21 protein-coding genes and 1 tRNA gene are annotated in these 21,798 nt (G+C 53.6%); all 22 read right to left on the bottom strand.

The features are described from left to right. Window positions 1-107: 107 nt before the first annotated feature. On the bottom strand, window positions 108-1,433 hold the full coding sequence (gene proS / locus JF44_RS0115240; RefSeq protein ID WP_033069801.1) for a proline--tRNA ligase: 1,326 nt from the start codon (window positions 1,431-1,433) through the stop codon (window positions 108-110). 172 nt (window positions 1,434-1,605) lie between these two features. Then, window positions 1,606-2,118 carry a hypothetical protein gene (locus JF44_RS0115245; protein ID WP_238318467.1) on the bottom strand — a complete coding sequence of 171 codons (513 nt, stop codon included), beginning with the start codon at window positions 2,116-2,118 and terminating at the stop codon, window positions 1,606-1,608. 465 nt (window positions 2,119-2,583) lie between these two features. Then, entirely contained in the window at window positions 2,584-2,823 is a 240-nt protein-coding gene (locus tag JF44_RS0115250; RefSeq protein ID WP_033069803.1) for a DUF1467 family protein, read from the bottom strand. 104 nt (window positions 2,824-2,927) lie between these two features. Further along, the gene (gene mce / locus JF44_RS0115255) at window positions 2,928-3,332 is read right to left on the bottom strand and encodes a methylmalonyl-CoA epimerase (RefSeq protein WP_033069804.1); all 405 of its coding nucleotides are present in this window, start codon (window positions 3,330-3,332) and stop codon (window positions 2,928-2,930) included. A gap of 101 nt (window positions 3,333-3,433) precedes the next feature. Continuing rightward, a complete protein-coding gene (locus JF44_RS0115260; protein WP_202901518.1) occupies window positions 3,434-5,110 on the bottom strand; it encodes a ribonuclease J in 1,677 nt (558 codons plus the stop codon). A gap of 84 nt (window positions 5,111-5,194) precedes the next feature. Continuing rightward, a complete protein-coding gene (locus JF44_RS0115265; RefSeq protein WP_033069805.1) occupies window positions 5,195-5,977 on the bottom strand; it encodes a type III pantothenate kinase in 783 nt (260 codons plus the stop codon). Between the two features lie 42 nt (window positions 5,978-6,019). Then, the gene (locus tag JF44_RS0115270) at window positions 6,020-6,778 is read right to left on the bottom strand and encodes a biotin--[acetyl-CoA-carboxylase] ligase (RefSeq protein WP_033069806.1); all 759 of its coding nucleotides are present in this window, start codon (window positions 6,776-6,778) and stop codon (window positions 6,020-6,022) included. A gap of 2 nt (window positions 6,779-6,780) precedes the next feature. Further along, entirely contained in the window at window positions 6,781-8,220 is a 1,440-nt protein-coding gene (gene nuoN / locus JF44_RS0115275) for an NADH-quinone oxidoreductase subunit NuoN (RefSeq protein WP_420340866.1), read from the bottom strand. An 11-nt stretch (window positions 8,221-8,231) separates the two neighbouring features. Next, window positions 8,232-9,749, bottom strand: a complete 1,518-nt coding sequence (locus JF44_RS0115280; protein WP_033069808.1) for an NADH-quinone oxidoreductase subunit M — start codon at window positions 9,747-9,749, stop codon at window positions 8,232-8,234. Window positions 9,750-9,755: 6 nt separating this feature from the next. Beyond that, window positions 9,756-11,759 (bottom strand): NADH-quinone oxidoreductase subunit L, encoded by a 2,004-nt coding sequence (gene nuoL, locus JF44_RS0115285; RefSeq protein WP_033069809.1) that lies wholly within the window; start codon window positions 11,757-11,759, stop codon window positions 9,756-9,758. A gap of 7 nt (window positions 11,760-11,766) precedes the next feature. Further along, window positions 11,767-12,075, bottom strand: coding sequence for an NADH-quinone oxidoreductase subunit NuoK (gene nuoK, locus JF44_RS0115290; protein ID WP_007089416.1), 309 nt, complete (start codon window positions 12,073-12,075; stop codon window positions 11,767-11,769). Beyond that, window positions 12,075-12,683, bottom strand: coding sequence for an NADH-quinone oxidoreductase subunit J (locus JF44_RS0115295; RefSeq protein WP_033069810.1), 609 nt, complete (start codon window positions 12,681-12,683; stop codon window positions 12,075-12,077). The genes nuoK and JF44_RS0115295 overlap by 1 nt, the downstream gene beginning before the upstream one ends. 83 nt (window positions 12,684-12,766) lie before the next feature. Next, window positions 12,767-13,255, bottom strand: a complete 489-nt coding sequence (gene nuoI / locus JF44_RS0115300; protein WP_033069811.1) for an NADH-quinone oxidoreductase subunit NuoI — start codon at window positions 13,253-13,255, stop codon at window positions 12,767-12,769. Window positions 13,256-13,286: 31 nt separating this feature from the next. Further along, window positions 13,287-14,300, bottom strand: coding sequence for an NADH-quinone oxidoreductase subunit NuoH (gene nuoH, locus JF44_RS0115305; protein WP_033069812.1), 1,014 nt, complete (start codon window positions 14,298-14,300; stop codon window positions 13,287-13,289). A gap of 87 nt (window positions 14,301-14,387) precedes the next feature. Continuing rightward, window positions 14,388-16,448 carry an NADH-quinone oxidoreductase subunit NuoG gene (gene nuoG, locus JF44_RS0115310; RefSeq protein ID WP_033069813.1) on the bottom strand — a complete coding sequence of 687 codons (2,061 nt, stop codon included), beginning with the start codon at window positions 16,446-16,448 and terminating at the stop codon, window positions 14,388-14,390. A 27-nt stretch (window positions 16,449-16,475) separates the two neighbouring features. Beyond that, complete coding sequence (nuoF, locus tag JF44_RS0115315; protein WP_033070002.1) at window positions 16,476-17,756, bottom strand: NADH-quinone oxidoreductase subunit NuoF; 1,281 nt, start codon at window positions 17,754-17,756, stop codon at window positions 16,476-16,478. A 1-nt stretch (window position 17,757) separates the two neighbouring features. After that, on the bottom strand, window positions 17,758-18,420 hold the full coding sequence (gene nuoE / locus JF44_RS0115320) for an NADH-quinone oxidoreductase subunit NuoE (protein ID WP_033069814.1): 663 nt from the start codon (window positions 18,418-18,420) through the stop codon (window positions 17,758-17,760). After that, window positions 18,417-19,595, bottom strand: coding sequence for an NADH-quinone oxidoreductase subunit D (locus JF44_RS0115325; protein ID WP_033069815.1), 1,179 nt, complete (start codon window positions 19,593-19,595; stop codon window positions 18,417-18,419). The genes nuoE and JF44_RS0115325 overlap by 4 nt, the downstream gene beginning before the upstream one ends. After that, window positions 19,595-20,224 carry an NADH-quinone oxidoreductase subunit C gene (locus tag JF44_RS0115330; RefSeq protein WP_033069816.1) on the bottom strand — a complete coding sequence of 210 codons (630 nt, stop codon included), beginning with the start codon at window positions 20,222-20,224 and terminating at the stop codon, window positions 19,595-19,597. The genes JF44_RS0115325 and JF44_RS0115330 overlap by 1 nt, the downstream gene beginning before the upstream one ends. Window positions 20,225-20,243: 19 nt before the next feature. Further along, window positions 20,244-20,786 carry a NuoB/complex I 20 kDa subunit family protein gene (locus JF44_RS0115335; RefSeq protein ID WP_033069817.1) on the bottom strand — a complete coding sequence of 181 codons (543 nt, stop codon included), beginning with the start codon at window positions 20,784-20,786 and terminating at the stop codon, window positions 20,244-20,246. Next, window positions 20,777-21,142: an NADH-quinone oxidoreductase subunit A gene (locus JF44_RS0115340; protein ID WP_022732400.1), complete on the bottom strand. Its 366-nt coding sequence runs from the start codon at window positions 21,140-21,142 to the stop codon at window positions 20,777-20,779. The genes JF44_RS0115335 and JF44_RS0115340 overlap by 10 nt, the downstream gene beginning before the upstream one ends. A 286-nt stretch (window positions 21,143-21,428) precedes the next feature. After that, a tRNA-Asp gene (locus tag JF44_RS0115345) sits at window positions 21,429-21,505 on the bottom strand. Between the last annotated feature and the right edge of the window lie 293 nt (window positions 21,506-21,798).

Below are 21,798 nucleotides of genomic sequence, written 5' to 3' on the forward strand. Positions count from 1 at the left end.
TCGATCCTTGTGGAAGCGGGTCAGGAAACGGCCTTGGCGATAGCGTGTCTTATCAAGACCGAGAATGGCAACAGGGCAGCCATGGCTGCCCTGCGTCGTATTATCTATCAGGCACCGAGCTGATTAAGCGCAGCTTCAAACGTGACTTCTGTTTTCTCGCCCGTTTTACGGTTTTTCAACTCAACCACGCCGTTTTTAAGCCCCTTCGGACCAATAACGATCTGCCAAGGCAGACCGATCAGATCCATATCGGCAAACTTGCCACCTGCGCGCATATCGCGGTCGTCATAGAGAACCTCGATACCGGCATTGTTAAGCTTGTTATAGGCATCTTCACAGGCCGCATCACAGGCATCATCCCCGGTACGCAGGTTGATCAGCCCCACCTTATAGGGGGCAACAGCTTCGGGCCAGATGATGCCGTTTTCGTCGTGCGATGCTTCGATCAATGCGCCGACAAGGCGTGACACACCAATGCCATAGGACCCCATCTGTACCGGAACTTCGGTGCCATCCGGGCCAAGGACGGTCGCGCCCATCGGTTCGGAATATTTGGCACCAAAGTGGAAGATATGCCCGACTTCGATGCCACGGGTGGTGACCAAATCATCACCAAGCGCGGTGACGGTGTCGTTGCTGGCGTCATGCATTTCTTCGGTCGCAGCGTAGTCTTCCAACGTACTCTGCACCCAGTTTTCAAGACCGGTGCGATCATTCAGATCAACACCCTTGCCGGTCAGATCCTTTTCAAGCCACTTCTTGTCGCAGAAGACTTCGCTTTCGCCGGTTTCGGCCAAAACAATGAACTCATGGCTAAGGTCGCCGCCAATCGGGCCGGTATCGGCCACCATCGGGATAGCCTTGACACCCAAACGGGTGAAAGTCCGGCAATAGGCCAGGAAAATCTTGTTATAGGTGTGACGCGCGCTTTCGTAATCAATGTCGAACGAATAAGCGTCTTTCATATAAAATTCGCGACCGCGCATCACGCCAAAACGCGGGCGGATTTCGTCACGAAACTTCCACTGAATATGATAAAGCAACTGCGGCAACTGTTTGTAGGAGCGCACATCCTTGCGGAAGATATCGGTGATGGCTTCTTCGTTGGTCGGGCCAAACAGCATCTTGCGATCATGACGGTCCGTGATGCGCAGCATCTCAAGACCATAATCATCATAACGCCCACTTTCCTGCCACAGCTCGGCAGGTTGAATGGTTGGCATCAGAAGCTCGTTAAAGCCGATCCTGTCCTGTTCTTCACGAACGATCTGTTCGATCTTTTTAAGAACACGGTGACCAAGTGGCAGCCAAGAATAGATCCCTGCGGTGAGCTGGCGCACCATACCGGCACGCAGCATCAGACGATGGGAAGCAATCTGTGCTTCCGACGGGGTTTCCTTCAAGGTCGGCAGGAAGAACTGGGAAAGACGCATCAATGCCTCGTGATGATCAAATCTGAATATTTGGACGTTTCATTTACCTTGCCCGGAAAATGCGACAGAGCAGCCCGAAACGCAAGCCGGAACTTGCGTTATGTCATCTGACAGTGGTTAGGGTTCAATGATGGCAAAACTGCGATGGATTTCCTGACAAGCCCGAGCACGCTTACCTGAAGCCCGCCTTGCGGCAGGCTTCAATCAATTCCGCGCTATAGGCTTCATCGCCAAGTTGCTGGTCATTGAAATAAACACGCCCATTGCGATAGGTGATTTTGCCAATGCTTTGATCCCCACTGACCCCATCGGGCACGGAAATGCCTGCATATTCAAAGAAATCGATGGTGACCGGAAATTCGATTTCCTTGGGCAGCGATTTCAAAATGTTACTGCCGCCATTCAGATCAGCCCCCACCACCTTGTTGCCGCGCACATCAACACCTGGCGTATAAGCCACATCGTCATCAGGAACGTGTTTTACCAACGCCTTGCAGGCTGATCGTGAAACGGTGATGTTCGGCGTGGCAGTTTCGGATGTATCTGGACCTTGTGTGTTTTGTCCGGATTGCTGGCCCCCGTCCTGAGTAGATGGAAACGGGGATTCGTCCTGTGCGCTTGCCACCGGCGGAAATGCGGATGCGACCAGAAACGCGGAAAAAACAGCCAATAGTCTGATTTTCATACTAGATACCCGGCTTAAAATAGATTTAACCAACGAAAAACTATGCATATTTTAGGCTCACCCTATCTATGTGCGGTGCAGCATTGATTCATTTGTGACGTTTGGTCAAAACATCTTGCATAAAACTGAAACATGTGGCTTTTTAGTCATCCGCTAACGGCGTAAGATCGTTGCGGACGGCGTATCGCAGCCGCTCATAAAATTGCGGGAGGCTTTCTTGCCAATAAGCATACAAGAAGCTGGCGCGACGTCGAATTAAAACCTGTGCCAAGTGCCCAGGTCTTGAGGAGGAAGTATAAAAAGATTACGGGAAAACAGCTATAAAAATAGCTTCTTAGCAAGATCCTTGTGATCTTGCTTTTTTTTGTCCAAATTCCTGACCCGCCCTTTTTATACGCCCCTGAAAACGACAAAACCCCGCAGCATTTCGTGCGGGGTTTTATGTTTAAGCAGCTTTTGACAAACTTATTGCGGCGGACGTACTTCGATCATGCCGCTTGTAATTACAAACCACGCTACACCCCACAGAATTGCGGAAATACCACTGGTTGCCAGCATCTTTTTCCACATATACGGTTTTTCGGGTGCACCACTGTCATGGCCGGCCTCGACATTCTCGACGCGTTTCACACCGACCGGCAGAACCATAAACAAAACCAGCCACCAGATAACGATGTAAACGAGTATTCCGGAAAACCAGTTCATGTATGTCTCTTAACTGTTGGAATGTAATTGATCAGCGTGACGGAAGATAAAAACGCCCAGTCTGTTTGGCAAGTCCAGGCGCTGTGAAGCTGATCTCGGCAAAATCAAACCTGTTCGAGTTCAACCAGTGTCCCGTTGAAATCCTTGGGATGCAAGAACAGCACAGGTTTGCCATGGGCCCCGATTTTAGGTTCGCCATCGCCAAGAACACGCGCACCGCTTGCCTGAAGTTTGTCGCGTGCGGCAAGAATATCATCCACTTCATAGCAAACGTGATGAATCCCCCCCGACGTATTCTTATCAAGGAACCCCTGAATCGGGGAGTTTTCCCCCAACGGATAAAGAAGTTCGATCTTTGTGTTGGGCAATTCAACAAAAACGACCGTGACACCGTGATCGGGTTCGTCTTGCGGTTCGGAAACCTTGGCTCCCAGAACATCACGGTATTGCGCAATCCCGGCTTCGAGGTCCGGCACCGCAATCGCGACGTGGTTTAGCCGTCCAATCATGATCTTACTCCTGCGTATGTGATCTGCCCGATCACCGACAAAATAGGCCAGAGGTCAGCCAACTGACAATGCCCCATTTCGTCGAATGGCGCGGTAGGCATTTACCCCTGTTCGCTTACGCGGACCAGATGCACTTCGATCAAGGGACGCTTGCCAAGGCGCTGACGCACAGGACGCCGAAGGGCCTGTCGCACGGCCAAAATCACGGCAGAGTCATCAAGAACTTCTTCATCGTTCAATTGATCAATACGGTTGCCAATCTCGGCGGCGAAATGATCAAGACGGGTTTCTTCGCCCGGTTCGTCAAACAGACTTGGGGCCGTGATCATCGGATCATTGACCATTTCACCAAACTGGTTGAGCACCACGGTGACAAACATCACGCCGTTCCAGACGATGCGATTACGGTTGCGGAAAGTATCAGAATCACGTTTGAGCAACCGCCCCCCGTCAAGGGCAAGAATGCCGGCATCAGCAACGCCAATGACATGTGCCTCCCCCGGCGAAAGCCGGATGACCGTGCCATCATGGGGAATGACCTGTTCGGGAATCTGGCATTCCGCACCCAATGCCGCCTGTTCGCACAAATGGCGGGTTTCGCCGTGTACCGGCACCAGAATTTTCGGTCGGGTCAGCTGATACATGCGCGTCAGGTCTTCGCGCCCCGGATGACCGGAAACATGAACCGGTTCGTCACGCGCGGTGATCACCTTGATCCCACGACGGATCAAAAGGTTCTGGATATAGCCGATCGATTTTTCATTGCCCGGTATTTCACGCGCAGAGAATACAACCGTATCCCCCGGATCGAGTTCCACCTTCGGGTGATCCCCCTTGGCGATCCGCGAAAGGGCTGCGCGTGGTTCCCCTTGTGATCCTGTGCAAAGCAAAAGCACCTGATCCTTGGGAACTTCCATCGCGTCTTCGTCGCTCAGAAGATTGGGATAGCCTTTAAGATAGCCAACTTCGCGGGCGGCTTCTGTCACGCGGTTCAGCGACCGACCGGCGAGCCCGACACAGCGCCCGTTTTCATGAGCGGCCTCGATCACCGACTGCACACGCGCAACATTGGTGGCAAAACAGGCAACTGCAATGCGCCCTTGCGGATGTTCGGCAAACAGGGTCGAAAGGTTTTTGGCGACATCACCTTCTGATCCGGTTTTGCCTTCGGAAAACACATTGGTCGAATCACAAACCAGCGCCATCACACCTTCATCGCCAAGCGCTTCAAGCTTCTTGACGTCCGAGGCTTCGCCGATCTGCGGTTCCGGATCAAATTTCCAGTCACCGGTATGAACAATCAGCCCCTTGGGGGTTCGAATGGCAAGGGCATTCGGTTCCAGGATCGAATGCGTCATGGTGATGAATTCGATGTCAAAGCAGCCAAGTTCAAACCGACCGCCAAGCTCAATCACATGGATTGGCACCTGATCGGCGAAATCCGTTTCGGCCAGTTTGGCCTTTAGAAATTCGGCGGCAAACGGCGTTGCATAAATCGGGCATTTCAGGCGCGGCCAAAGATATGGCACGGCGCCAAGGTGATCTTCGTGTGCATGGGTCAGAACAAGCCCAAGCAGCTTGTCTTTGCGTTCCTCGATGAACGCCGGATCAGGCATGACAACATCGACACCGGGCAATCCTTCTTCACCAAAGGAAACACCCATATCGACCATCAACCACTGATCGTTATAGCCATAAAGGTTCAGGTTCATGCCAATTTCGCCGGAACCACCGAGTGGCACGAACAGCACGTCGTCTTTTGGCAAATACAAATCCACTGAGGACATCCTTTATCTTCGGCACGTTGACCAGGCACGGGGTAAATGTTTCCCCTGCCCGACGTAAGATTTTTATCAGGCCTGTTAAGCCGTCTTATGGTTGTTGCGGCGGTAAATCATCAACAATCCAAGCATGGTCAGATCGCCATGAAGGTGTTCGATTTCATTGACCGCCTTGGTAAAGAGCGGCGCCAGCCCCCCTGTTGCGACAACCTTTATATGGTCAAGATTTTGCTGCGCACGAATACGGGCAAGCAACCCCTCTATCATTGAAACATAGCCCCAATAGACCCCGGACTGCATCGCTTCGACCGTGCTTTTACCAATCACATTGCGCGGGGCTTCAATCGCCACCATCGGAAGCTGCGCTGCGGCCATGTGCAATGCCTTGATCGACAGGTTCACACCCGGTGCAATCACACCACCAAGATAATCACCATTGCCATCAACAACGTCAAAGGTCGTTGCAGTCCCGAAATCTAGAACCACCAGCGGACCACCAAACAATTCATGGGCCGCGATTGCGTTGACTAGTCGGTCTGCACCCACTTCGCTGGGACGGTCCATGATGATTTGCATATCAAGATCAACCGCAGGATCCCCGACCACCATTGGTTCTACGTTGAAATAAGTGCGGCACAAGGTCTTCAAGCTGAATTCAGCAGCCGGCACCACCGTCGCAATGATTGCACCGGTGATCGCATCAACCGGAACATCAGACAATGTAAACAGGTGATGCAACCATACGCCCAGCTCGTCGGCGGTGCGTTCGGTGGTTGTTGAACAGCGCCATTGCCCCTTGATGGTATCGCCATCAAATACAGCAAAGACAATGTTGGTGTTCCCGGCGTCAATCGCAAGCAACATGATGCTTACAGGCCTCCGCTTCAAAGCAAAGTTATCATTAGATCAGGTGGCAAAGAAAACCTCACCTGCCCCAATGCGGTGTTCGAAACCGCTGTTTTCTCTTAGGATAAGTGAGCCATCATCATCAAGCCCGACAAACGTTCCTTCAAGTTCGCGGTCCGTCAAACGGGCGACAATCGGCTTTCCAAGCCCATATCCGCGCATTAACCACGCATCCCGGATGGGGGCAAAGCCGTCTTTTTCCCAAATCGGCAACCAGTGTGCGACCCGCGCAACATAGCATGCCACCAAATCATCAACCGCTACCGGTGCACCAAGTGCAGCAAGCGAAGTTGTCGGGCGTTCGGCATCGTCGGGGAAAAAGGCAACATTCACCCCTGCCCCAATCACAAGATAATCCGTTTCGGATCCCTTGTTCGATGCACTTTCAAGCAAGATACCGGAAATTTTGCGGCCATTGACCATAAGATCATTGGGCCATTTGCAATCCGGACGCACCTGCCCGCCAGTGACGGTTTCAACGGCTTCTGCCAGGGCGACAGCAATCAGGAATGTCAGCCGGGCGGCTTCTGCCAGTGAACAGGTCGGACGCAACAGCAAAGATGAAAACATATTGCCGATGGGTGATGACCAGGCACGGCCACGGCGACCACGACCGGCAGTTTGGGTCCGGGCTAAAACAAGGGCGCCACTTTGGGCGCCCTTGTCAGCGAGGCGTTTGGCCTCTTCATTCGTGCTGTCGACCGCTTCCAGTTCATGAAGGTAAAAGCCTTCGGGAAGACGGATCGTTTGCAATGCCATTCTTACATCCCAAACAGAGAGGCCGCAGCAACAGCTGCGCTATCCATCAGCGGGTTCGGGAAGAAGACGAAGGCCAAAATGATGATCGTGGCAACAGCCATGATGACATTCATCTCTGTGCCATTGCGATCGAACCCTTCGACCGGTTCGTCAAAGTACATGACCTTGATGATCCGCAGATAGTAATAGGCACTGACGACCGAGGTCACCAAACCAATAACTGCAAGCGTCACAAGCCCGGCATCAACGGCGGCCTTAAAGACATAGAACTTGCCAAAGAAGCCAGCCAGCGGCGGGATACCAGCCATCGAGAACATGAAGATCGCAGTGATTGCAGCCATCAGCGGTTTGGTTTTGGCCAAACCGGCAAGGTCGGTGATTTCCTCGTTCATGCGATCATTACGACGCATGCAAAGGATAACCGCAAAGGTGCCGAGGTTCATGACAAGGTAAATGCCAAGATAAACCAGAACACCCGTCACACCGTCTTGTGTGCCTGCGGCCAAACCGACAAGCGCGAAGCCAACGTGACCGATGGATGAATAGGCCATCAGACGTTTGATGTTTTCCTGACGGAGTGCGGCAAAGGACCCAACCGCCATCGACAGGATGGAGATCAGGACAATGATCTGCTGCCAGTCTTCAACAGCACCACCGAACGGGCCGACGGCAACGCGGATGAACAAAGCAAGACCGGCAATCTTCGGTGCAACGGCAAAGAAGGAGGTCACCGGGGTCGGCGCACCTTCATAGACGTCCGGGGTCCACATGTGGAACGGAACGGCGGAAACCTTGAAGCACAGACCGGCAAAGATGAATGCCAAACCAACCAGCGCGCCCAGCGGCAGTTCACCACCGACAAGGGTATCACCCAGAACGGTGAAGTTCGTGGTGCCGGTAAAGCCGTAAACCATCGACATGCCATACAGCAGAATGCCCGAGGCAATCGAACCGAGGATGAAGTATTTCAGGCCCGATTCCGTCGAACGCACCGTGTCGCGGCGGATCGCAGCAACAACATAAAGTGCAAGCGACTGCAGTTCGAGACCAAGATACAGCGACAGCATATCATTCGCCGAAACCATCGCCATCATGCCAAGCGTGGCAAGCGAGATCAGGATCGGGAACTCAAAGCGTGCCATGTTTTCACGCTCGGCGAAGTTCATGGTCATGATGATGCCGGTTGCTGAACCAATCAGGATCAGAACCTTGCAGAACTTGGCAAAGGGATCCGCACTGAACTGGCCAAAGAAGGCCGAACCGCCATCCCCCATCACCACAAGGACGATGGCAACGACCTGTGCGGCAACAGCCAGCCAGGAAACCATACGGAACGATTTGTCCTTGCCTGCGAAAACCCCAAGCATCAACAACGCCAAGGCAGAAACTGCCATAAACATTTCGGGCAACGCGGCCCCGAGGTTGAGCATAGAAACTCCCATGTTCATTCCCCTCAATTCGCAGCCAGCTGGGCGGCATTTGCCGCTGCAGCCTGGGCCGTTTCGACCTGATTGACGAGGTTTTCAACCGAGACATGCATGATGTCGAGGAAGGAGACCGGATAAACCCCCATCCACAGAACGATGATCACCAACGGAGCAAAGATAATCCATTCACGCGGGCTCATATCGAGAATGGTTTTGAGGTTCTCTTTGGTGAGTGCCCCGAAAACAATCCGGCGATAAAGATAAAGCGCATAGGCCGCACCAAGGATCAGACCGGTCGCAGCAAAGAATGCGACCCAGGTGTTGGCTTCAAACGCGCCCAACAAAGTCAGGATTTCGCCAATGAACCCGCCTGTGCCCGGCAGACCAACCGATGCCATGGTAAAGAACATGAAGATCAGCGCATACCCCGGCATGCGATGAACCAGTCCGCCATAAGCGTCGATTTCGCGGGTATGGATGCGGTCATAAACCACACCGACACACAGGAAGAGTGCACCGGAAACCACACCGTGGCTGAGCATCTGGAAGATCGAACCTTCGATACCATGCTGATTGAAGGTGAAAGCACCGATGGTAACAATCCCCATATGCGCAACCGAAGAATAGGCAATCAGCTTTTTCATGTCCTGCTGGGCAAGCGCGACCAGGGACGTATAGATGATTGCAACAATCGACAGCGTGAAGACAAGCGGTGCGAAGGTTTCAGACGCCAGCGGCATCATCGGCAGCGAGAAACGCAGGAAACCATAACCACCCATTTTCAACAGCACGCCAGCCAGGATCACAGAGCCAGCTGTTGGTGCCTCAACGTGGGCATCGGGCAACCAGGTATGGACCGGCCACATCGGTACCTTGACGGCAAACGATGCAAAGAAGGCCAGCCACAGCCATAGCTGCATATTATAGTCAAAGCCGTATTCCATCAGGGTCGGGATATCGGTGGTGCCCGCTTCGAAATACATCGCAAGCAGTGCCACCAGCATCAGGACCGAACCAAGAAGCGTATAGAGGAACAGCTTGAAGGCCGCGTAAACGCGACGCTGACCGCCCCAGACACCGATGATGATGAACATCGGGATCAGAACGCCTTCGAAGAACAGATAGAACAGCAGACCGTCAAGCGCGCTGAACATACCGACCATCATCGTTTCCAGAACGAGGAAGGCGATCATGTATTCCTTCACGCGCTTTTGGATCGCTTCCCATGCCGACAGGATACAAATCGGCGTCAGGAAGGTTGCCAGCAGGACGAACAGAACGGAAATACCGTCCACGCCCATGTGATAGGAAATGTTCAGACCCGGCATCCAGTCCGCCTGTTCGACGAACTGGAAGTCTGCGGTCGTTGCATCGAAGTTTACCCACAGCATCAGGGATACGAGGAACGTGAACCCCGAGGTCCAAAGCGCAACCCAACGGGAATTGCGGGCAACAGTCGCCTCTTCACCGTTGATCAAGAGCAGCAGTGCTGCACCGACCAGCGGCAGGAAAGTGACGATCGAAAGAATTGGCCAATCACTCATCGCCCGTTAACCCATCTTCCAAATTGTGTAGGAGACCAGCGCCGCAATGCCAATCAGCATCGCAAATGCATAGTGATAAACGAAACCACTCTGAATGGCGCTGACGCGACGTGCGATGTTACGGCAAACCGCAGCAACACCATCCGGACCGCACCCATCAATGATGGCACCATCCCCTGATTTCCAGAAACCATAGCCAAGTGCGAAGGCCGGCTTCACGAAAATCTTGTCATAGAGTTCGTCGAAGTACCATTTGTTCAGCACGAAGCGATACAGACCATTGAAGGTATTCGCCAAAGTGCGCGGAAGCGTCGGAACCAGTTTGTACATGACAATCGCAAGCGACAGACCGGTGATCATGGCAAAGAACGGTGCCCATTTCACCCAGCCCGGAACATGATGTGCATGTTCAAGAGCCTGATGACCTTCGGCCATGAAGAGCGCGCCATTCCAGAACGACAGCATTTCTTCATAATTGCCACCACCGAACCAGTCCTTGGCGAACCAGCCTGCAAAGACGGCACCAACCGTCAGGAACAGTAACGGCCCCGTCATGACAGCCGGGCTTTCATGCACGTGTGCCATGGTCCGTTCATCCGCGCGCGGTGCGCCAAAGAAGGTCAGGAAGATCAAACGCCAGCTATAGAACGAGGTCATCAAAGCCGCCAGGATACCCGCCCAGAAAGCGTACATGCCAACACCGGTATGGGCCGCATATGCACTTTCAAGGATAAGGTCCTTGGAATAGTAACCCGCAAAGCCCGGAACACCGGTAATCGCCAGCGTACCAATCAACATGACCGCAAAGGTCAGCGGGACCATTTTGGCAATACCGCCCATCTTGCGCATGTCCTGTTCATCAGACATCGCATGAATGACCGAACCGGCACCAAGGAACAGAAGCGCCTTGAAGAAACCGTGCGTCATCAGGTGGAAGACGCCCGCCGAATAGGCCGACACGCCGCAGGCAAAGAACATATAGCCCAGCTGCGAACAGGTTGAATAGGCGATCACGCGTTTGATGTCGTTCTGAACACAGCCGATGGTCGCGGCAAAGAATGCCGTCGAGGCCCCGACAATGGTCACGATCATCAGCGTGGTTTCGGCATATTCAAAGATCGGCGACAGGCGCGCGACCATGAACACACCGGCCGTCACCATGGTTGCCGCGTGAATAAGGGCGGAAACCGGGGTCGGGCCTTCCATTGCGTCGGGAAGCCAGGTGTGCAGACCAAGCTGTGCCGATTTACCCATCGCGCCGATGAACAGCAGGAAGCAGGTAATTTCCAAAGCCGAGAATTCATAGCCAAGGAACATCAGCGTCGTACCAGCGACTTCTTCGGCGTCGCCAAAGATGACGTCGAACTGAACGCTGTCAAACAGCACATAGACCGCAAAGATACCCAGCGCAAAGCCAAAGTCACCAACACGGTTCACAAGGAACGCCTTGATGGCAGCAGCCGATGCGGACGGTTTGGAGTACCAGAAACCAATCAACAGATAGGACGCCAGACCAACGCCTTCCCAACCAAAGAACAGCTGGATCAGGTTGTCAGCGGTAATCAGCATCAGCATCGCAAAGGTGAACAGGCTGAGATACGCCATGAAGCGCGGCTTGTCCGGGTCATGCGACATATAGCCGATGGAATAGATGTGAACCATCGAGGACACACCGGTGACAACAATCAGCATCACGCAGGTCAGCGTATCAATACGCAATGCCCAGGATGCATCGAAGTTGCCCGAAGAAATCCAGGTAAACAGTTCGATCACAACCGGGTTGCCACCAAGAGCAACATCGACAAAGGCAAAGATCGAAATGATAAAGGCAATCACAACACCGGCAACAGTTACAAGCTGTGCCACGCGATCAGCCGAAGACGCACCATGATGGTGATGACCATGCGCGTCATGCGGGGCCTCTTTGGCAGTCGACATGGCGCCGACCAGCGTAATGGTCCCGGCAATGACTGCCGCGATCAGGGGCAGGAATACAATCAACGGATACATATCTGCCTTACCCCTTCATCATGTTGATGTCTTCAACCGCGATGGTGCCGCGGTTACGGAAATAGACGACCAGGATCGCCAGACCGATGGCTGCTTCAGCAGCAGCAACTGTCAGGACGAAGATGGTAAAGACCTGTCCGACGAGGTCGCCGAGGAACGACGAAAACGCGACCAGATTGATATTGACCGCCAGCAGCATCAGCTCGATCGACATCATGATGATGATGACGTTCTTGCGGTTCATGAAGATGCCGAAGATCCCGAGTGTGAAAAGGATCGCCGCGACGGTCAGATAATGTGCAAGACCGATTTCCATCAGATCCCCCTTCCGACCGGAACTTTTTTGACTTCAAGCGTATCAGAGCGCGTGCGCTTGACCTGCTCGGAGATTTTTTGACGGCGAACACCTTCACGGTGACGCAGTGTCAGGACAATTGCCCCGATCATCGCAACAAGCAGAACCAGACCAGCTGCCTGGAAGATGTATACGTAATCGGTGTAAATCAGTTGACCGAGTGCCTCGACGTTGGTCAGCCCCGCCGGTGTCGGCTGCGCGAGAACCGCGACCGCCTCGTCGGTAAGGGTCCAACCTGCGCCAACCAGTGCCAGTTCAACAAACAGAACAACCGCGATCAAAACCCCGATCGGCAGGTAGTTCAAGAAGCCCTGACGCATCTCGACAAAGTTAATGTCGAGCATCATGACAACGAACAGGAACAGGACTGCAACCGCGCCGACATAAACGACGACAAGCAGCATGGCGAGAAACTCGGCACCCAGCAGGACGAAAAGTCCCGCTGCGTTAAAGAATGTCAAGATCAGCAACAGTACCGAATGCACCGGGTTGCGAACGGTCACAACCGCAGTCGCGGACAAAACCGCGACGGTAGCAAACAGGTAAAAAGCCAAAGCCTGTACGACCATAAGGTACCCCCTTGGCGAACCGTTGTTGCCCCAATGGCTGACAACGGTCCATGAACTCTCTTTCTAACGATCAGACGCGACACTTACCGATAAGGTGCGTCTGCCTCCAATCGTGCAGCAAGCTCGGCTTCCCAACGCTCGCCATTTTCGAGCAGCTTGTCCTTGTCATAGAACAGCTCCTCGCGGTTTTCGGTTGCGAACTCGAAGTTCGGACCTTCGACGATTGCATCCACCGGGCAGGCTTCTTCGCAGAAACCACAGTAAATGCATTTCGTCATATCAATGTCGTAACGCGTGGTACGACGTGAACCATCATCGCGCGGCTCTACCTCGATGGTAATGGCCTGCGCCGGGCAGATCGCTTCGCAAAGCTTGCAAGCAATGCAGCGTTCTTCCCCGTTCGGATAGCGGCGCAGCGCATGTTCACCACGGAAACGCGGGCTCAGCGGGCCTTTTTCGTAGGGATAGTTGATCGTCACCTTGGGCTTGAACATATACTTCAAGGTGAGCGCCATTCCCGAAACGAGTTCCGCGAGCAGGAAGCTCCGGGCCGTCCGATCTATAAATGACATCGTTTACCTCTCTCTTTCCGATGCGCGGCGATCAGGCCGGGACCTTGTCAAAAACAACCAGGAACGTGGCAACCAGCATGACCCATGCAAATGACAGCGGCAGGAAGATTTTCCAGCCCAGACGCATCAGTTGGTCATAGCGGTAACGCGGGAATGTTGCACGAACCCAAAGGAAGATGAACAGAACGAAACAGATCTTGACGATGAACCAGATCGCGCCCGGGATGAAGTCAAGGAACGGCAACGGCGCGCTCCAGCCCCCCAGGAACAGAATGGCGCACAGGCCACTCATCAGGATCATGTTCGCGTATTCACCAAGGAAGAACAGCGCAAAGGTCATTGCCGAATAATCGACGTTGTAACCCGAAACCAGTTCTGCTTCCGCTTCGGGAAGGTCAAACGGGGCGCGGTTGGTTTCTGCCAGAATGGATACGATGAAGACGATGAACATCGGGAAGTGATAAACGAAGTTCCACTCCCAGATACCGCCAATCTGTCCACGGACAATATCGCTAAGATTCAGCGAACCGGTCGTCAGCAGAACCGAAATGATGATCAGGCCAATCGAAATCTCATACGAAACCATCTGGGCGCCGGAACGTAGCGCACCAAGGAAAGCGTATTTGGAGTTCGACGCCCAACCGGCCATCACGATGCCGTACACACCCAGCGATGAAATCGCGAAGATATAAAGAATACCAACGTTCAGATCCGCCAAAACCATGCCTTCGTCGAACGGAATAACCGCCCAGGCAATGATGGCCAGGATGAATGTCAGCATCGGAGCGATAATGAACACGCCCTTGTTCGCACTGCTCGGAATGATTGTTTCTTTCAGAAACAGTTTCAAACCATCAGCAAGCGGCTGCAAAAGGCCAAACGGCCCCACAACGTTCGGGCCCTTACGGAGCTGGATCGCACCGATAACCTTACGCTCCGCATAGGTCAGATAGGCGACAGCGCCCAGCAGCGGAAGGACAATCGCCAAAATCTTGGCAACGATCCAGACCAGCGGTTCAATATATCCGTCCCAAAGAAGTTCCATCGGTCAAACCGTATCTTTTGCGTTTCGTCCCAAAATTGGGACACCCCCTTGCGGGATGAGCGACGATCAGATCGTCGCTCCCCTTACTCAGGCAACCTTCTCGGCAGCCGCATCCTTGACAAAGGCCTCAGTACATTTGGCCATCGTCACCGATGCACGGCTGATCGGGTCGGTCATATAGAAATTGCGAACCGGCGAAACAAAGCCTTCCGGCTTCATGTCACCTGCTTTACCAAAATCGGACCATTCGGCCTTGGTTGGAACATTCAGCGACGTAAAGGTCGGGCTGAGTTCCACCATGCGGGCGCGAACAGCGTCGATGTTGTTGTATGGCAGGGTCATATCGAGGGCACCGGAAAGTGCACGAACAATCGCCCAATCCTCACGTGCGTCACCAAGCGGGAAGATCGCCCGCCAGCCCTGCTGTGCACGGCCTTCGGTGTTGACATACGTGCCGTTCTTTTCGGTATAGGCCGCACCTGGCAGGATCACGTCGGCTGCCTGTGCACCGGCATCCCCCATCGCACCCTGGTAAATGACAAATGCCTTTTCCAGTTTGCTGGTGTCGATTTCGTCAGCCCCAAGCAGATAGACAACCTCGACATCGCCTTTGGCAGCACCATCAAGAATGTCGTTGGTCGCCAAACCGCCCTCACCCGGTACAAAGCCAAGATCAAGGCCGCCAACACGTGATGCGGCAGTATGCAGAACGTTGAAACCGTTCCATTCACCAGCAACCATGCCGTATTTCTCAGCAATGGCGCGGGTCGCTGCCAGAACAGCATCGCCATCTTCGCGGTTGAGCGCACCCATGCCGACGATGATCATCGGTTTTTCGGCTGCTTCAAGCACCTTGGCGAAGTCGTTCTTGCCTTCAAGAATTTCAGAAAGCGTGTCCGGGCCGGCACCAAGATAATCGTTCTTGTAGGTCGGGTCCCATTTCTCGCCGATGATGCCAACTTTGAAATCACCAGCGGTCGAACGCCAGCGCTTACGCAGGCGGGAGTTAATGATCGGCGCTTCGGCACGGACATTGGCACCGACGATCAGGCAGGCATCTGCCTCGTCAATACCGGCAATCGTGCTGTTGAAGATATAGGAAGCACGCGGCCCGCCAATTTTTGATCCGTCCTGACGGCAATCAAGGTTCGCAGAACCAAGCTTGCCCATCAGATCCTTGAGCGCGGTCATGGATTCACAATCGACCGTGTCACCGGCAATGGCGGCAATTTTTTTGCCATCAAGCCCGGCAACCTTTGCCTTGATCGCGGCAAATGCTTCGTCCCAGCTTGCAGGCTGGAGCTTGCCATTTACGCGAACATACGGACGGTCAAGGCGCTGACGTTTCAGGCCATCGATGGCATAACGGGTTTTATCCGAAATCCATTCTTCATTGATGTCTTCGTGCGTGCGCGGCAGAACGCGCATGACTTCACCGGTACGGGCATCGATACGAATGTTCGAACCAACCGCATCCATGACATCGACGCTATCGGTTTTCTTAAGCTCCCACGGACGTGCGGTAAACGCATAGGGCTTCGACGTCAGAGCGCCCACCGGGCACAGGTCAACCAGGTTGCCTGACAGTTCGGAGTTGATCGATGCTTCGATATAAGGTCCGACCTCGGTGTCTTCGCCACGGTAAACGGCACCCATGGTGCCGACACCGGCGACTTCTTCGGAGAAGCGAACGCAGCGGGTGCAGTGGATGCAACGGGTCATGATCGTTTTGACGATCGGGCCCAGTTCCTTGTCCTTCACTGCGCGTTTTTTCTCAGCGTAACGTGATGCATCAAAACCATAAGCCATGGCCTGGTCCTGAAGGTCACATTCCCCACCCTGGTCACAAATCGGGCAATCCAGCGGATGGTTAATCAGCAGGAATTCCATCACGCCGTTGCGTGCTTTTTTGACCAGATCGGAATCGGTTTTGATCACCATTCCATCTGCCGCAGGCATGGCACAGGATGCGACCGGTTTCGGCGCACGTTCCATTTCCACCAGACACATACGGCAGTTGCCGGCGATTGACAGGCGTTCGTGATAGCAGAAACGCGGGATTTCCTTGCCAGCCTCTTCACAAGCCTGAAGGACTGTTGCCCCTGCTTCTACTTCAACTTCAATACCGTCAACTGTTAGTTTCGGCATGTCTCAATCCCTCTCAACAGGCCTCTCTCAGGCCGCGATCCGTGCGCGATATTCCTTGATCCGACGTTCCATTTCGGGACGGAAGTGACGGATAAGACCCTGAATTGGCCATGCAGCAGCATCGCCAAGCGCACAAATGGTGTGGCCTTCGACCTGTTTGGTCACGTCCCACAACAGATCAATTTCATCAAGCGTGGCTTCGCCGCGAACCATGCGCGTCATCATGCGCATCATCCAACCGGTACCTTCACGGCACGGCGTGCACTGACCACAGCTTTCATGCTTGTAGAATTCCGACAGGCGCGCAATCGCGTAGACAATGTCGGTTGACTTGTCCATGACGATCACAGCCGCAGTTCCAAGACCCGAGCCCACTTCACGCAGACCATCGAAATCCATCAGCACGTCATCGCAGACGTCTTTTGGCATCAGCGGAACCGAAGACCCGCCCGGGATAACCGCAAGGAGGTTATCCCAACCGCCACGAACGCCGCCGCAATGCTTTTCGATCAGTTCCTTAAGCGGAATGCTCATGGCTTCTTCAACGGTGCACGGCTTTTCAACGTGACCGGAAATGGCAAACAGCTTGGTTCCATGGTTGTTTTCACGGCCAAAGCTTGAGAACCACGAGCCGCCACGACGCAGAATGGTCGGAACCGCAGCAATTGATTCGACGTTATTCACCGTGGTCGGGCAACCATAAAGGCCTGCATTCGCCGGGAACGGCGGCTTGAGGCGCGGTTGACCTTTTTTACCTTCAAGGCTTTCGATCAGTGCGGTTTCTTCGCCGCAGATATAAGCCCCGGCACCAAGGTGCAGGTAAATGTCAAAGTCCCAACCAGACCCGCAGGCATTCTTGCCAACCAGACCGGCTTCATATGCCTGATCAATGGCAATCTGCAGGTTGGATGCTTCGTGATAGAACTCGCCACGAATATAGATATAGGCCGCATGCGCATTCATGGCGAAACTGGCCAGAAGACACCCTTCAATCAGGGTGTGCGGATCATTGCGCATGATTTCGCGGTCTTTACAGGTGCCCGGTTCGCCCTCGTCCGCGTTGACGACAAGGTAGCTCGGACGACCATCGGATTCCTTGGGCATGAACGACCATTTAAGGCCCGTCGGGAAACCTGCGCCCCCGCGACCACGCATACCGGATGATTTCATCTCATCGATGATCCAGTCACGGCCTTTTTCGATCAATGCCTTGGTACCATCCCAGTTGCCACGGGATTGCGCGCCCTTAAGGCCGAAATCCTGGAAACCATACAGGTTGGTAAAAATACGATCCTTATCCTGCAGCATATCAGGCGTCCCCTTCGCTTGCATCAGCATCCTGCGGGGCTGCACCGCAGCCACAGAAAGCCTTCAGAACCTTCGGACCATCAATCGGTTCGCAGCCTTTGCGGCCGCTTTGCGGACCCGCTTTTGGCTTTTCACCCTTTTTCAGGGCATCGAGGATGGCCTTGGTCGTGTCTGCCGTCAGGTCTTCGTAATAATCATCGTTGATCTGCATCATCGGTGCGTTAACGCACGCACCAAGGCATTCAACTTCGATCATGGTGAATTGACCGTCTTCAGTGGTTTCACCAACGTCAATGCCGAGTTCCTTTTTACAGGTATCGACAACGTCGCCGGACCCACGAAGCCAGCACGGCGTTGTGGTGCAGACCTGGATGAAGTTCTTACCCACCGGGGCAAGGTTATACATCGTGTAGAAAGTCGCGACCTCATAGACACGAATGGCGGGCATTTCGAGCATGTCGGCAATGTAATCCATTGCGACAGTCGGAACCCAGTTCCCTTCGGTCTGACGCTGTGCCAGATCAAGCAACGGCATGACTGCGCTTTGTTGGCGGCCTTCCGGATACTTGGCGATGATCTTGTTTGCTTTCTCCAGATTTTCCGGTGTGAAAGCAAAGCTGGTTGGCTGTAGCTCTTTTGGAGCTGGTCTTCTTACATGGCTCATCGGTCAATCTCACCGAACACGATATCTAGCGACCCGATATTGGCAACGACGTCGGCCAACATGTGACCTTTGGACATAAAGTCGAGGCCTTGAAGGTGCGGGAACCCCGGGGCGCGGATTTTGCAGCGATACGGACGGTTCGAGCCATCCGAAACAAGATACACACCAAACTCGCCCTTCGGTGCCTCAACCGCGGCGTAGCATTCGCCTGCCGGAACGTGGAAACCTTCGGTAAAGAGTTTGAAGTGGTGAATAAGGGCTTCCATCGAACGCTTCATATCGGCGCGCGACGGCGGTGCCACTTTGTTGTTTTCAACAATAACAGGACCATCGGGCATATTCTTGATGGCCTGCTTGATGATTTTCAGCGACTGCCACATTTCTTCAAAGCGGACCAGGAAGCGATCATAGCAATCGCCGTTCTTGCCGACAGGAATGTCGAAGTCGAAATCTTCGTATGAGTCATAAGGCTGCGATTTACGCAGATCCCATGCAAAACCCGATGCACGAATGTTCGGTCCGGTGAAGCCCCAGTCAAGGGCCTCTTCCGCCGTCACAGTCCCGATATCAACCGTACGCTGTTTGAAGATACGGTTGCCGGTCAGAACACGGTCAAAGTCCTTCATGAAGACTTCGTACTGGTCAGCCCAGGCATCAATATCATCAAGAAGACCAGCCGGAAGATCGGCCGCAACGCCGCCCGGACGGAAATAGTTGGCGTGAAGACGCGCGCCACAGGCACGCTCATAGAATTCCATGAGCTTTTCGCGTTCTTCAAAGCCCCAAAGAAGCGGGGTCATCGCACCAACGTCCAGTGCGAACGCGGTCAGGTTCAGAATGTGGTTCAAAATACGACCGATTTCCGCATACAGGACGCGGATATACTGCGCACGCTTGGGAACTTCGATCCCCATCAGCTTTTCGATGGCCAGGCAATATGCATGTTCCTGGTTCATCGGTGCGACATAGTCGAGACGGTCGAAATACGGGGTGGCCTGAATATAGGTCTTATATTCAATCAGCTTTTCCGTACCACGATGCAAAAGACCGATATGCGGGTCAGAACGTTCGACGACTTCGCCGTCCATTTCCAGAACCAAACGCAGAACACCGTGCGCCGCAGGGTGCTGCGGGCCGAAGTTCATGGTCATGTTTTTGATTTTTTGTTCGGACATCAGGCGTTGCCCTCCGCCTTTTCATCACCCGGAAGAACATGCTGGATGCCTTCCCATGGGCTTTCGAAATCGAAATTACGGAAATCCTGAACCAGTTTGACCGGTTCATAGACAACACGCTTTTGTTCATCGTCGTAGCGCACTTCAACATACCCGGTCAGCGGGAAGTCCTTGCGCAACGGATGACCTTCGAAACCATAATCGGTCAGAATACGGCGAGGATCGGGATGCCCGGCAAAGAAGATGCCATACATGTCCCACGCTTCGCGCTCGAACCAGTCGGCGGCGCTGAAAAGCGAAACACAGCTTGGTACCGGAGTTTCTTCGTCGGTTCGGACCTTCACACGAATGCGCAGGTTATGCTTCAGTGACAGCAGGTGGTAGACCACATCGAAACGTTCTGCACGTTCCGGATAATCTGCACCACAAACATCGATAAGCTGCTTGAACAAGCAGCCGGTATCATCCCGAAGGAAAGTCAGAACTTTAAGGATATCATCGCGCTTGGCGACGATGGTCAACTCGCCGTAACGAATCTCGCTTTCGAGAAGTTCGTTGGCAAGCTGGGACGCCACAAGATCTTTAAGATCATTCAATGCGGCGCTGTTATCGCTGAGCAAGTCGCTCATGCAAGCCCCCTATTACGGATCAGCGTGTCAGAACACCGGTACGGCGAATTTTCTTTTGCAACTGCATCACGCCGTAAATCAGCGCTTCGGCTGTCGGCGGACACCCGGGAACATATACGTCCACAGGAACAACGCGATCACAACCGCGCACCACCGAATAGGAATAGTGATAGTAACCGCCGCCATTGGCGCACGACCCCATCGAAATAACCCAGCGCGGCTCTGCCATCTGGTCATAGACCTTACGCAGTGCCGGGGCCATTTTATTGGTCAGCGTACCAGCAACGATCATCACGTCTGACTGACGCGGGCTTGGACGGAACACCAGACCATAACGATCAAGGTCATACCGCGACGCAGCAGAATGCATCATCTCAACAGCACAGCAGGCCAGGCCGAACGTCATCGGCCACAGGGAACCGGTGCTTGCCCAGCTTGCGAGCTTATCGAGATTGGCAAGGACAAAGCCCTTGTCGTTCATCTCGTCAAACACGCCCTTGAGCATTGCATCCTGATCCGTACCGGGTGCCAGGGGTGCGCCTGTGTTGGTGCTCACTCCCATTCCAAAGCTCCCTTCTTCCATTCGTAGATAAATCCGACCGTCAGAACAGCCAGGAAGATCACCATCGAGACAAAGCCAAACGTCCCGATATCACCGAGGGTAACAGCCCACGGGAACAGGAAGGCGACTTCGAGATCGAAAATAATGAACAAGATTGCGACCAGATAGAACCGGACGTCGAATTTGATACGCGCATCTTCAAACGGCGCAAAGCCGCACTCGTATGCGGACAGCTTTTCAACATCCGGTGCCTGCTTGGCAAGAACCAGTGACGCGATGATGATTACCGCCGAAAGACCGACGGCGATCCCGATGAACACCAGGATCGGAAGATATTCCGAAAGAAGCTCTTGCATCTCTCTGACCTCTCAAGAACAGGCCTTGTGACCCGACCAGGTCCCCACCTGGTCCATTACGGCGCACCATAACGTATGCACCGCACAAGTTCCAGCCCCGAAGCAGGTTTTAACATGCTCTAAGACCGGAAACTTTCTAAACTTTTCTACCGTTTACTATCGTCCGATATCGGGCTGGACGTCGAGATGATCAAGACCAAAACGTACGAAGCAGCAAAAGCGACATAAGAAATGGCGATCGCGGAAAAGACAAACCGCCCAATAAAAGACAACAGATGATGGGTCATGGCGCGAGCGACGAGACTTGAACTCGCGGCCTCCGGCGTGACAGGCCGGCGCTCTAACCAACTGAGCTACGCCCGCAAAATGACCATCAATCGGCGCGCCTTTGTTAGACCACCCCCCAAACCAAGTCAAGCAGCTAGCAACGTTTTCAACCCATTCGACAATTGCGCCCGCAAACATCACCCTTGGCATGGCAATTTTGCCCTGAAATTGCATCGCATTAATCAAATCTGTACATTTTGGGTGGTTTATACGTCTGGGGCTTTGCAATGGGGCGTCGGCTTTTATAGAATTGTTGACAAATACCCCCTATTTTACGGTGCGATAGAGGCAGGTTCGGGGATTCAGGTTCCAACACCGAGCAGAGTCAT

Source organism: Thalassospira australica (assembly GCF_000763295.1).
Lineage (GTDB): Bacteria > Pseudomonadota > Alphaproteobacteria > Rhodospirillales > Thalassospiraceae > Thalassospira > Thalassospira australica.

Coding starts and splice junctions, on each gene's coding strand:
- JF44_RS0115250 (WP_033069803.1), bottom strand. CDS start 2,823: ATGAACTGGTTTTCCGGAATACTCGTTTACATCGTTATCTGGTGGCTG.
- JF44_RS0115265 (WP_033069805.1), bottom strand. CDS start 5,977: ATGTTGCTTGCGATTGACGCCGGGAACACCAACATTGTCTTTGCTGTA.
- JF44_RS0115340 (WP_022732400.1), bottom strand. CDS start 21,142: ATGCAAGAGCTTCTTTCGGAATATCTTCCGATCCTGGTGTTCATCGGG.
- nuoK (WP_007089416.1), bottom strand. CDS start 12,075: ATGGAAATCGGTCTTGCACATTATCTGACCGTCGCGGCGATCCTTTTC.
- JF44_RS0115325 (WP_033069815.1), bottom strand. CDS start 19,595: ATGTCCGAACAAAAAATCAAAAACATGACCATGAACTTCGGCCCGCAG.
- JF44_RS0115280 (WP_033069808.1), bottom strand. CDS start 9,749: ATGAGTGATTGGCCAATTCTTTCGATCGTCACTTTCCTGCCGCTGGTC.
- nuoE (WP_033069814.1), bottom strand. CDS start 18,420: ATGAGCCATGTAAGAAGACCAGCTCCAAAAGAGCTACAGCCAACCAGC.
- nuoG (WP_033069813.1), bottom strand. CDS start 16,448: ATGCCGAAACTAACAGTTGACGGTATTGAAGTTGAAGTAGAAGCAGGG.
- proS (WP_033069801.1), bottom strand. CDS start 1,433: ATGCGTCTTTCCCAGTTCTTCCTGCCGACCTTGAAGGAAACCCCGTCG.
- nuoL (WP_033069809.1), bottom strand. CDS start 11,759: ATGTATCCGTTGATTGTATTCCTGCCCCTGATCGCGGCAGTCATTGCC.
- JF44_RS0115270 (WP_033069806.1), bottom strand. CDS start 6,778: ATGGCATTGCAAACGATCCGTCTTCCCGAAGGCTTTTACCTTCATGAA.
- nuoI (WP_033069811.1), bottom strand. CDS start 13,255: ATGTCATTTATAGATCGGACGGCCCGGAGCTTCCTGCTCGCGGAACTC.
- JF44_RS0115295 (WP_033069810.1), bottom strand. CDS start 12,683: ATGGTCGTACAGGCTTTGGCTTTTTACCTGTTTGCTACCGTCGCGGTT.
- nuoH (WP_033069812.1), bottom strand. CDS start 14,300: ATGGAACTTCTTTGGGACGGATATATTGAACCGCTGGTCTGGATCGTT.
- JF44_RS0115330 (WP_033069816.1), bottom strand. CDS start 20,224: ATGAGCGACTTGCTCAGCGATAACAGCGCCGCATTGAATGATCTTAAA.
- mce (WP_033069804.1), bottom strand. CDS start 3,332: ATGATTGGACGGCTAAACCACGTCGCGATTGCGGTGCCGGACCTCGAA.
- nuoN (WP_420340866.1), bottom strand. CDS start 8,220: ATGGGAGTTTCTATGCTCAACCTCGGGGCCGCGTTGCCCGAAATGTTT.
- JF44_RS0115335 (WP_033069817.1), bottom strand. CDS start 20,786: ATGGGAGTGAGCACCAACACAGGCGCACCCCTGGCACCCGGTACGGAT.
- nuoF (WP_033070002.1), bottom strand. CDS start 17,756: ATGCTGCAGGATAAGGATCGTATTTTTACCAACCTGTATGGTTTCCAG.
- JF44_RS0115245 (WP_238318467.1), bottom strand. CDS start 2,118: ATGAAAATCAGACTATTGGCTGTTTTTTCCGCGTTTCTGGTCGCATCC.